The organism is Cohnella xylanilytica (assembly GCF_014212175.1).
Lineage (GTDB): Bacteria > Bacillota > Bacilli > Paenibacillales > Paenibacillaceae > Cohnella > Cohnella xylanilytica.
In genome coordinates, this window is sequence record NZ_JACJVR010000031.1 from 24,873 (window position 1) to 36,223 (window position 11,351).

At 63.7% G+C, this 11,351-nt stretch carries 7 protein-coding genes; 5 read left to right on the forward strand and 2 right to left on the reverse strand.

Going from position 1 to position 11,351, the window contains the following annotated elements:
* Positions 1-142 precede the first annotated feature (142 nt).
* Both H7B90_RS08765 and H7B90_RS08770 read left to right on the forward strand, forming a co-directional pair.
* Positions 143-2,902 carry an SLC13 family permease gene (locus tag H7B90_RS08765; RefSeq protein ID WP_185135485.1) on the forward strand — a complete coding sequence of 920 codons (2,760 nt, stop codon included), beginning with the start codon at positions 143-145 and terminating at the stop codon, positions 2,900-2,902.
* 43 nt (positions 2,903-2,945) lie between these two features.
* Entirely contained in the window at positions 2,946-3,524 is a 579-nt protein-coding gene (locus H7B90_RS08770; RefSeq protein WP_185135486.1) for a Uma2 family endonuclease, read from the forward strand.
* Between the two features lie 23 nt (positions 3,525-3,547).
* On the opposite strand, the gene H7B90_RS08775 is transcribed toward H7B90_RS08770, so the two are convergent.
* Positions 3,548-4,360, reverse strand: coding sequence for a DUF6492 family protein (locus tag H7B90_RS08775; RefSeq protein WP_185135487.1), 813 nt, complete (start codon positions 4,358-4,360; stop codon positions 3,548-3,550).
* 133 nt (positions 4,361-4,493) lie between these two features.
* Between H7B90_RS08775 and H7B90_RS08780 the strand changes: the two genes are divergently transcribed.
* The 3 genes from H7B90_RS08780 to ald all read left to right on the forward strand — a co-directional run bounded on the left by H7B90_RS08780 (position 4,494) and on the right by ald (position 8,353).
* Positions 4,494-5,834 (forward strand): sodium-dependent transporter, encoded by a 1,341-nt coding sequence (locus H7B90_RS08780; protein WP_185135573.1) that lies wholly within the window; start codon positions 4,494-4,496, stop codon positions 5,832-5,834.
* 85 nt (positions 5,835-5,919) lie between these two features.
* On the forward strand, positions 5,920-6,837 hold the full coding sequence (locus H7B90_RS08785; RefSeq protein WP_185135488.1) for a nucleoside hydrolase: 918 nt from the start codon (positions 5,920-5,922) through the stop codon (positions 6,835-6,837).
* 388 nt (positions 6,838-7,225) lie between these two features.
* The gene (ald, locus tag H7B90_RS08790; RefSeq protein ID WP_185135574.1) at positions 7,226-8,353 is read left to right on the forward strand and encodes an alanine dehydrogenase; all 1,128 of its coding nucleotides are present in this window, start codon (positions 7,226-7,228) and stop codon (positions 8,351-8,353) included.
* A gap of 692 nt (positions 8,354-9,045) precedes the next feature.
* Here ald and H7B90_RS08795 read toward each other — a convergent pair.
* A complete protein-coding gene (locus tag H7B90_RS08795) occupies positions 9,046-11,325 on the reverse strand; it encodes an ATP-binding protein (RefSeq protein WP_260410876.1) in 2,280 nt (759 codons plus the stop codon).
* Between the last annotated feature and the right edge of the window lie 26 nt (positions 11,326-11,351).

Sequence of the window (11,351 nt, forward strand, 5' to 3'; positions counted from 1 at the left end):
GCCCAAGGGCCCACAAGCCCCTTGGCGAGCTCCCAAACGCCGCGCCCTGCACCGCAATTAACGAAAGCTAGTATTCGTCCGCCTGGATATTCGCTAGACTATATGTCTATATGCCTATGGGCGCGAGAAGGAATAAGATGCGATGAGTTTGCTGGGGATCGAGATGTTCCGAGGATTGTCGAATATGGAGCTGGCGCAGGTGCTGGGCAAGCTGGAGAAGCGCGTCCGGCCCTCAGGGGCGGAGCTGTTCAGGCAGGGCGACCCGGGCGGCAGCCTGTTTATCATCGAGCGAGGCAAGGTGCAGCTGTATTCCGAGATGGCGGACGGGAGCCGGCAGCCGCTCGCGCTGCTGGGAGAAGGGGATACGCTCGGCGAGATGGCGCTGCTGACCGGCGAGCCCCGGTCGGCCACGGCCGTAACGGCGGCGGAATCGATCCTCTACGAGATGGACAACGAGGCGTTCGGCCAGCTCATCGCCGACAAAACGTCCATCTCCGCCTACTTCATCCGCCTCCTCTCCCAGCGGCTCGTGCAGACGAACGACCGGCTGCAATCTTCCAAGGAAGCGCAAACGAAGCGGGTGCTGGAAGAGGCGGACAAGCTTCCTCCGGAGCTGGAGCGGATGATAACGGCGTGCGCGATGCTGCCGTATGCCGATCAAGGGCTGGCTAAGGCGCTGCTTGGCGTCGATCGACCGCTGGCCGAGCTCGTAGCCGCCCATTCGAGCCTGCTCGAATTCATTCGGCCGGACGAGGAGGAGAATGGAGCGGCGCGCGCCCAAGGGAGGTTCCGCCTGCACCCGAGGGTCAAGCCGATTGTGTCGGAGCGATACTTGGGGAGGCACACCGAGCAGGAGACGGCGGGCTGGCTGCGTCAGGCGGCCGAGTATTGGTTAGCCCGCGGGGACTGGGCCTCGGCCGCGGCGATCTACGCCGAACGGGGAGATTGGGAAGCGGCGCTGAACATCGCGGAACGGCAGGGAACGGAAGCGACGGCGACGGGCGAGACGGCGGCAACGGCGGAGACAGAATCGGAGACAGTACCGGACACAATGCCGGAGACGCTTCCGGAGGAGGCGAAGCCGGAATCGGCAAATGTATCGAAGACCGCCGAGACCGCAACGGCTTCCGGCTACGAGCTGCTCGACCGCTGTCCCGCCGAGCTGCTGCTGCCGCGATTCTCCGTTCTGGCGCGCTACGCGAAGTTCTGCGCCGAACGGGGAAGAGAGGCCGGCCTCGCCGCCATCGAAGCGGCGCTCGACCGGCGGGCGAGCTTCGCCTACGCGCCGGAGCAGACGGCCTTGCTCTATGAGACCGCCGCCGAACTATACGAAGCGATCGGCCAGCGCCAGAAGGCGATCGATTGCCTGCGCAAGGCCGAGGCCATCGCCCGCTCCCCGCAGGAAGCGGCGGAGTCCGAAGAGCGGGCGTACCGGCTCGCCAAGCAGAAGCTCGAGCAGGAGAAGTCCAAGGAGCTGGCCTCCCGGGCGGCCTCGCTGCTCAAGGGGAAGCGGTGGAGCGGACTCGCCGCCGCCGTCGTCGTGCTCGCGAGCCTGCTGTTCTTCCACTTCGCCGAGCCGTTCGGAGGCTTGTCCCGCCACGGGATGGACTTCATCGGCATCGGCATCGCCGCCGTCGCCCTATGGATGGTCAACGTCATCCCGGACTATCTCGTCGCCTTGCTCATGGCGATGGCCTGGGTGCTCGGCGGCCTCGTCGCGCCTGAAGTCGCCTTATCCGGCTTCGCTTCGACGACCTGGCTCTACATGCTGTTCATTCTCGCCATCGGAGCCGCCATTACGAAGTCCGGCATTCTATACCGGCTCTCGCTGCATGCGCTGAAGCGGTTCCCGGCCCACTACCGGGGCCAGCTGCGGGGAATCGTCGCCGGCGGCATCGCGCTTAATCCGCTTATCCCGTCGTCGTCGGCCAAAGTATCGCTCGGAGTGCCGATCGCCCGAACGCTGTCGGAGTCGATGGGGTTCCGCGACCGAAGCCACGGTTCCGCCGGTCTCGGCCTTGCGGCGATGGTGTTCTACGGCTTCGCCGCGCCGTTCGTGCTGACCGGCTCGTACACGAACGTCATGGCGTTCGGCCTCGTCTCCGGGGCGAAGCCGCCGAACTGGTTCGAGTGGTTTTATTACGCGCTTCCGGCCTTTGTTATTTTCGCCGTCATCATGCTGGTCCTTATGAGGTTCATGTTCACGAAGACATCGGCGGGCCGTCCGATCTCGCGGCAGGTGCTGGACGACCAGCTCCGCATTCTCGGCAAATGGACGAAGGACGAACGCTGGACGGTCGGCACCGTCATCGTATGTATTGCGCTTCTGATCCTGCAGCCGCTGCACGGCATCGACAACGCTTGGGTCATGCTGCTCGGCTTCGCCGCGCTTCTCTTGACCGGAGCCCTGGACACCCAGACGCTCAAAAACGGGGTGGATTGGACGTTCCTGCTGTTCATCGGAATCGCGTTCAGCTTCGCCGAGGCGGCCAAGGAGCTCGGCATCGTCCAAGCGATGTCCGAGTTCCTCGGCAAGCACATGGCGGGGTTCATCGGCTCGCCCGCCTTGTTCCTCGCGGTCGTTATGCTGCTGTCGTTCGCGGTGACGCTGGTCGTCCGGGACGATCCGGCCGTCATTCTGCTCGTGATCGCCATGCTGCCCTTGTCGGAGCAGGCCGGGATCGACCCGTGGGTGCTCGTGTTCGCCATCCTGCTGGCGACGGACCCCTTCTTTTTCGCCTACCAATCGCCGACCTATCTCACCGCCTACTACAGCGCGGAGGGCAAGGCGTTCAGCCACCGGCAAGGGCAGCGCGTCGCGTTCGCCTACGCCTTGGCCGTCATCGTCGCGGTCGTCGCCAGCGTCCCCTACTGGCAATGGCTCGGGCTGATCCATAAGTAGAAGGAAATGGTATAATGTTGAAAAAGCAAGAGGAGCGACGGCCATGAGTTCGATATCTCGACACAAGAGGAGCGACCAGCCGGAGAAGATCAAGGAACGGCAAGAGGTGTACGATATGCCGGAAAGGTTCGAAATCATCGGCGGGATTCGCTACGATTTCTTGTCTTCCCCCAAGTACGCGCACCAGAAAATATTGACCAACCTTTACTTGTCTTTTCACGACGGATGCGCCAAGGAAGGCGAGACGCTGCTCGCCCCTCTTGACGTCCATTTCGACGAAGAGAACATCGTGCAGCCGGACGTGATCTATATCTCCGCCGAGAATCTCGGCATCATCCGCGACGGATACGTGTTCGGCGTTCCCGATCTGCTCGTGGAGATTCTGTCGGAGAGCACGGGCAAACGGGACAAAACGATCAAGAAAAACCTGTACGAGAGATTCGGCGTCCCCGAGTATTGGCTGGCGGACCCGATCTATCGCACCGTCGACCAATTCGTGCTGGAAGAGGGCGGTTACCGGCTCGCGGCGACGCTGACCGAGGAGGACCGGCTCGTCTCGCGGACGATCCCGTGCCTGTCCGTCGACTTGGGCGGAATCTTCCCCGAAGACTCCCGCCAGTAGGCGCGCGCGGCGGCGGCGAATCCCTATTTTCTCCCGCGGGAGTAGATCTTGCGTTGGTGGAAGGAGAGAGAGCGATACTTCGCGGCCAGCCGCCGCAGCTCGGAGTCGGACAAGGAGCGGTAGGGACGGTGAACGTGCTTGTTCCGCGCCGCCTTCATCCGGACGCTCGACGGGTTGTTCGAATACACGTAGTTGCCGTACGTCTCGAATTCCGAGAAGCCGAACGGCTTCGATCTGTCGATGCTCTTCATAATCGCCTTATACCACTTGATGCCGTGCTTCCTCTCGATCTCCGCCTTGAGCTTGGCCAGCTTCGCCTTGTCGAACAGCATGTAATGGGCGACGAAGGAGGAGCGCGCGGTCGCCTTGCGTCCGAGCAGCCTCCGGTACGTGCGGAAGTATTCGGGCTGGCTCCAGCCGCGGCAGTAGAACGTCGTCTTGGAGCCGCTCAGGAAGCGATGCGGGCGAACGAGCACGGTGTCCGCGTCCATCGTCAGGAAGCGCCTGCGCTTGGCGACCCGGTCGCCGCTGAATTTGAGGAATTGCTGATAGAGCCAGCCGGAACGCTCCCACCTCTTGGAGCCGTATCGGATCTGGCTTTTTCGGAGCTTCAACACCTTCTTCTCGTTGACGAACCTGCAGTTCTTGCGGAGGCACAGCCGGCGGATCTTGGCGCTCTCCGGGGAGATGACGTAGATGCGTCCGATCGGGTCGCGCACCTGCTTCCGGATGCCGTCGATAGCATGGGGGAGGGTGGCCAAGTCCTTCTCGATGGCGGGAATGAGCACGTCGATGGCGGCCGAGGAACGGGGTTCCCGGCTAGGTTCCGATGGCATGTCTGCTTCGTTCCTTTCCTCTGGGCGGTAGCGAGAGCTCGCTCCGTCATCCTATGAGGCTTGGGAATGAATGGTGTGGGGGCCGGGCACTCTATACGGCGACTACCTGTTCGGAACGGAAGGGGCGCGCGGCATGGACAAGCAGGAGGAGAAGGCGGCGGAGAGATTCACGGCGAGCGGCTTCATCCTATCCGCCATCGGCAGCTCGGTGGGGCTCGGCAACATGTGGAAGTTCCCCTATATCACGGGCAAATACGGCGGGGCCGCCTTCTTCCTGCTGTTCATCTGCTGCCTGGTCGTCGTGGGGCTGCCCGTTCTGCTCGCCGAGATGGCGATCGGCCGGGGAGGGCGGGGCAGCGCTTCGAAGGCGTTCTATCAGCTGAGCGGCAGCCGGTTCTGGAGCGCGTTCGGGCTGTTCTCCGTGCTGACGGCCTTCCTTATTATGGCGTATTACGCCGTCGTGGCGGGATGGACTCTGCATTATATGGCGGAGTCGTTTACCGGCTTGCTGTTCCGAGGGAATCCCGACTTCAAGCAGAAGTTCGTCTCGTTCGCTTCCGGGTACTGGCCGCTGCTCTGGCAGGCGGTGATCATGCTGGCGTGCGGCGCGGTGATCGCGAAGGGGGTGGCCGGCGGAATCGAGCGGTTCAACAAGGTGCTCATTCCCGGCTTCCTGATCATCCTCGTCGTGCTGATGATCCGCTCGCTTACGCTGCGAGGGGCGGGGGAGGGAGTAAGCTTCTTCCTTCGGCCGGACTTCTCCAGGCTGAACGCGGAATCGGCGCTCGTCGCTCTCGGGCACGCCTTCTTCTCGCTGTCGCTCGGGATGGGCTGCATGCTGACGTACGGCTCCTATGTGCGAAAAGAACAGTCCCTCGGACGGGCCTCGATGGCCATCGGCGCGGGGGACCTTCTGTACGCTTTTATCGCGGGGCTCGTCATCTTTCCGACGGTGTTCTCCTTCGGGCTCGAGCCGGGGGAAGGCGTGGGGCTGGCGTTCATGGCGCTTCCGGCGGCGTTCTCCCAGATGCCGCTCGGCTTCTTGTTCGGAGGGCTGTTCTTCGCGCTGCTCGCCATCGCGGCATTCACGTCGGCCATCTCCATCCTCGAAGTGCCGGTGGCGTACGCGATGGGACAGTGGGGATGGAGCCGCAGGCGGGCTTCCTGGATCGTGTCCGCGGTCTGCTTCCTCGTCGGCGTTCCGGCGGCGCTGTCGGTGGGAGGACCTCTTGCGTCCTGGTCGATCGGGGGCAAGACGTACTTCGACCTGTTCGACTTCGTCACCTCTTACATCATGATGCCGCTCGGAGGGCTGTTCGTGACCTTGTTCGCCGGGTACGTGTGGAGAGGCGCGGGAAGGGAAGCGGGGCTGACCGGCGGCTGGCTCTTCGTGTGGATCTGGCTGTTGCGGCTCGTCGTGCCGATTCTGATCGTGCTCGTGTTCCTCTATACGACGGGGTTGATTCGGGTCTAGGGAAAAAATAGTCGTCTGCCCTCGGATTATGTTATGTTAGGGAGGAGAGCATCACCTAACGAAGCGAAGTCAGGGAGGTAATCGATTGACTGCCAGACCGATCATCCTGGATGTCGACACCGGAGTCGACGACGCGTTGGCCATCGCCTACGCCGTTCGTTCCCCGGAGCTGGACGTTCTGGGCATCACCACGACCTTCGGCAACATCACCGTCGAAGAAGCGACCCGCAATACGTTAATCGTACTGGAGAAGCTGGGAAGCGAAGCGCCCGTCGTAGCCGGGGCCGCTCAGCCGCTCACCCGGACGAAGTCGGAATATCCGCGGCATATCCACGGCGAGCAGGGGCTCGGCGGCGCCAAGTGGGACGAGCCCAAGCGCCGGGCGCTGCCGGGGGACGCGGCGGACTTCATCATCGAGCAGGTGCGCGCCCGCGAAGGGCGGCTCACTCTCGTGTTCGTCGGCCCGCTGACGAACCTGGCGCTGGCGCTGCGCAAGGACCCGGGCATCGCCGGGCTCGTCGAGCAGGTCGTCATCATGGGCGGCGCCGTTCGGGCGCCCGGCAACGTGTCGCCTTACGCGGAAGCGAATATTTACAGCGACCCGGAGGCGGCGGATCTCGTGTTCCGCTCCGGGCTGCCGATCACGCTCGTCGGGCTCGACGTGACGATGAAGACGCTGCTGCCGTATTCCCGCGTCGAGGCTTGGCGCGAGAAGAGCGGAGAAGTCGGACGATTCTTCGCGGATATGGCGGAGTTCTACATCGATTTCTACGAGCAAGGGTATCCCGGCATCGGTGGGTGCGCCCTGCACGATCCGCTGGCCGTGGGCGTCGTCATCGATCCGAGCTTCGTGAACGTGGAGCGCGTGCGGCTCGTCGTCGACACCGAAGGCGAGACGCTCGCCCGGACGGCGGAGCGGCCGGACGGCGAGCCGAACGCCGGCGTCTGCTTCGGCGTGGACGCGGAGCGGTTCCTGGAACATTTCCTGAGCCGCGTCATATAAGGGAAGAGAGAGGAGCCGTTTCGCGCGGGGGGCGCGGGGCGGCTTCTGCGCATTGGGCGGCTCCGCCAGACGGGAAAAGCGGCTTCAGAGCGCCCAGCAGCTCCCTCCGGCTCGATTAGGTATCTCCGCCGTGCGAACACGTTCGGGGGGCAATCCGGCGGCCTGCGCATTGGCGCTGAAGAATTTGGAGATCATGGAACGGGAAAATCCAGCGGAAAGACCCCGCCGCCTCGGGGAGGGGCTGGAGGCGGAGATGCGGGAGCCGCTCGACCATCCGCCTCGCGGGCGATATTCGGAGCTTCGGTTCCGATGGGGATCGAGTTGGCGGCGGAGCACCTTCAAGGAAGTCATGAGCATAACGTAAAAGCAGGAGGGATGAGCCATGCGCATGCGCGTCGGAGTTCCCAAGGAGATCAAGAACAACGAGAACCGCGTCGGAATGACGCCGGGCTCGGTCGTCTCGTACGTCAAGGCGGGGCACGAGGTGTTCGTCGAGACGGGGGCGGGGCTCGGCATCGGCTTTTCCGACCGCGATTACGAGGATGCCGGCGCCCGGGTCGTGCCGACGGCGGCGGAGGCGTGGGCGGCCGACATGGTCGTGAAGGTGAAGGAACCTTTGGCGGAGGAGTACGGCTTTTTTCGCCCGGGGCTTATTCTGTATACGTATCTGCATCTGGCTCCGGAGTACGAGCTGACGAAGGCGCTCGTCGACAACAAGGTGACGGCCATCGCGTACGAGACGATTCAGCTGGACAACGGCAGCCTGCCGCTGCTGACGCCGATGAGCGAAGTGGCGGGGCGAATGTCGATTCAGATCGGGGCTCATTTTCTGGAGAAGGCGCATGGGGGCAAAGGGGTGCTGCTTAGCGGAGTGCCGGGCGTCGCCCCGGGGAAGGTGACCGTCGTCGGAGGCGGCATCGTCGGCACGAACGCGGCGCGCATGGCGCTGGGATTGGGCGCGGACGTGAGCATCCTCGACATTAGCGCGGACCGGCTGCGGCACTTGGACGACTTGTTCCAAGGGCGCGTGAAGACGCTGATGTCGAACCCCCACAACATCGCGGAAGCGGTGCGGGGGGCCGACCTCGTCGTCGGGGCCGTGCTCATCCCGGGCGCCCGGGCGCCGCGGCTCGTGACGGAGGAGATGGTGCGGAGCATGGCGCCGGGCTCGGTCATCGTCGACGTCGCCATCGACCAGGGCGGGTCGATCGAGACGATCGACCGGATCACGACGCACGACAATCCGACGTACGTGAAGCACGGCGTCGTCCATTACGCCGTCGCCAACATGCCGGGCGCCGTCGCGCGCACGTCGACGATCGCGCTGACGAACGTCACGACGCCGTACGGCCTGCTCATCGCCGGCAAGGGCTACCGGCAAGCCGCGCTGGACAACCCGGCGCTCGCCAAGGGGATCAACGCGGCCGAGGGGCGCGTGACGTTCAAGGCGGTCGCGGAGGCGCACGGCTACGAGTACGCGGACGTGTACGAGGTGCTGAGGAGCTCGGCCGTCTAGGCGCGAGGCGCGGGAGGCGGGGGGCAGGGACTCGGTGAGCGGAGCTCATAAAAGCCAAAAGACCAAGGGCCATGGCGTCTCTTGGTCTTCTCATGTTGGGGCCGCAACAGCCGGCAGGGCGGTGGCGGCCGAGTCGGGACTGTAACCTCCAAAATGGCGGTTGCAGCGGACGAACCCGGCCCAGGAGCCGCTGTAACCTCCAAAATGGAGGTTGCAGCGAGCGGAATGGGCTTCGCGCGTTCTGTAACCTCCAAAATGGAGGTTACAACAAGCGCCATCAGCTTCGCTGGAGCTGGAACCGCCAAAATGGCGGTTCCAGCTGTCCGGTGCGCTCGCGGCGGCGATGGGGGAACGGAAGGAGCGCAAGTGAGAACGGGCTAGAGACAATGGGCGAGAAGCGGGAATTTCGGTGCCGTAACGGAAGAAACGTCAGTTGGAGAGCGCGGAAGACGCGAGTCCGGCGCTGCAACGGAAGAAACGTTAGTTAGAGTGAGTGAAAAGCGGGATTTCGGTGCCGTAACGGAAGAAACGTCAGTTGGAGAGCGCGGAAGACGCGAGTCTGGTTCTGCAACGGAAGAAACGTTAGTTAGAGTTTCGGGAAAGTCGAGCAAGAGAGCCGGGGATGGCGGCGGCGAGGGCGGCCGAGCGGGGCTGCGCGCTCCCGCCCGGCCGCCCTCCACTCTCGCCGCCCCTTATTCCTCGCTGCCGCTCGGAAGCCGGAGCTCGACGGTCGTGCCCTCGCCGAGCTTGCTCTCGAACCGCATCGTGCCCTTGTGGTTCGAGATGATCTGCTGGCTGACCATAAGTCCCAGCCCGTTGCCGCTCTCCTTCGTCGAGAAGAACGGCTCGCCGAGGCGGGCCAGATGCTCCTCCGGAATGCCTTCGCCCTGGTCCGTCACCCGGACGACGACGCCTCCGTCCCGCGGCGCGCGATACGCTTCGACGAACAGGACGCCGCCGTCCGGCATCGCCTCCATGCCGTTCTTCAGCACGTTCAGGAACACCTGCTTGAGCTGGTTGACCTCGCAGCGGATGTCCGGAAGCTCTTCCGAGAAGCGGGTCTCGATCCGCACGTTGTTCATCCTCGCCTGCGAATCGAGCAGCAGGACGATGTCGCGAATGATGTCCGCGATCGGGGCGAGGCGGAACCGGTCCGCCTGCGGCTTGGCGAAGATGAGCAGCTCGCTGACGATATAGTTGATGCGGTCCAGCTCCGACAGCATGATCTGCAGATAGGCGGGCGGAATGGAGCCTTGCTGCTGCTGGAGCTGGACGAAGCCCCGCAGCGTCGTGAGCGGGTTGCGGATCTCGTGGGCGACTCCCGCGGCGAGCTGGCCGACGACCGACAGCTTCTCCGAGCGGCGGAGCATCTCTTCCGTCTGCTTCCGCGCCGTGATGTTCCGCGAGATCGTGGCGACCGCGACGATCCTCTCCGCTTCGTCCCGGATGGAGGAGACCGTCAGGCTGACGTCGAACGGCTTCCCGTCCTTCGCGTAGCGGACGGTCTCCAGGTCGGCGACCGCCCCGCCCGCGAGGACGGTGTCCCAGACGTCGCCGAATTCCTTCTCCAGCTCCTCGGGGACGTTGCGCAGCGCCTTCCCGAGAATCTCCTCCTCGCTCCAGCCGTACATCGTCTCGAAGGCGCGGTTGACCTGCGTGACGCGACCTTCGAGATCCGATACGTGGATAGCGTCCGACGTGTGGTTGACGAACGACTCGAGATACTGCTTCGTGCTGCGCAGCTCCTCGGCGGACTCCTTCAGCCGGGACGTGTAATGCTGCAAGCTGTCCCCCATCGCGTTGATCCGGGAGGAGAGAAGGCCGAGCTCGTCCTTGGAGCGGATCTCCAGCTTGCTGCCGAACCGTCCGACCGCGATCTCGTTCACCGTCGCCAGAATCCGGTTGACCGGCCGCAGCATGAAGCCGGCGAGCAGGTAGCTCGCGACCAGCGCGGCGGCGAGCAGCGTGGACGAGATGATCACCTGCAGCACGAGCTGGCGGTTCACCTGGCTGCGAAGCGACTCCCCGTTGAAGCTGAAGCCGATCACGTACGAGAGGTCGGGCCCCGAGACCGGGATGAAGCTCTTGAGAACGCGCGTCCCTCCGATCTTCTTCTGGACGGCGATCGTCTCGCCGGACTCGGCCGCCTGCAGGATGTAGGAGCCGTCGCTCGGGTCGCTGTACCGGTACGAGCCGAACACGACGTCTCGCACGTCCAGATTGTAGACTGGCTTGCCCTTCTTATATTTAATAATCTTCTCCTTGCCGAAATACCGGGGATCGAACCCCGTGATGTCGAGCACGTCCTTGTTGTCCCGCATGATCTTGGCGATGACGGCTTCGGTCCCGGCCGTCTTCTCGTAGTCGAGGAACTGCTGGGCGTCGATGAAAGGGTTGATGATGTAATCGGTCGTCCCGTCGTAGTAGTACCCCCACTTGTTGATGTGCTCGGGGTTGCTCGTCGCGAAGTTGATCGGGCCCGACCAGAAGTGATCCAGCTTCTGGCCCTGCGGAATCGTCACCTTCCGGTCGTCGAACAGCTGATTGAACGCCGTGAACCAATAATCCCACGTCCGGGAGCTCTGCCCGAGCTCTTCCGGATCGGAAGACTTGGCCGCGACGATGTCGCCGTCGGTCTTGCGGACCCAGAGGGTAATGTGGCCGACGCCCAGTTCCTTGCTCAGCCTGGCCAGCTCCTCGTTCGTCACCCGGTCGATCCGGGGGCTTAGCCGCTCCTTGGCCGCGATGGCCGCGTTCCGCAGCATGACGCCCGAAGATTCCTCCATGTATCTGCGGGATTGCTGGGTCGCCTCGACGGTCGCTCCGACCTGCTTGGCGATCACGTTCATCTGCTGCTTCGCCCGGTTCGAGAGGTCGGAACTGGTCGAAGCGTAATAGATCGATATGTTGAGTACCAATATCGCCGCCACGAGAGCGAAGATAAAGATCGAGAGCTTCGCTTTGATCGTCAAGAGGCCAGCCTCCGGTCCATGATGTC

What these genes read in the sequence shown, in the direction of transcription:
- H7B90_RS08775 (WP_185135487.1), bottom strand. Translation starts at nt 4,360, where the DNA reads ATGCCATCGGAACCTAGCCGGGAACCCCGTTCCTCGGCCGCCATCGAC.
- H7B90_RS08780 (WP_185135573.1), top strand. Translation starts at nt 4,494, where the DNA reads ATGGACAAGCAGGAGGAGAAGGCGGCGGAGAGATTCACGGCGAGCGGC.
- ald (WP_185135574.1), top strand. Translation starts at nt 7,226, where the DNA reads ATGCGCGTCGGAGTTCCCAAGGAGATCAAGAACAACGAGAACCGCGTC.
- H7B90_RS08765 (WP_185135485.1), top strand. Translation starts at nt 143, where the DNA reads ATGAGTTTGCTGGGGATCGAGATGTTCCGAGGATTGTCGAATATGGAG.
- H7B90_RS08770 (WP_185135486.1), top strand. Translation starts at nt 2,946, where the DNA reads ATGAGTTCGATATCTCGACACAAGAGGAGCGACCAGCCGGAGAAGATC.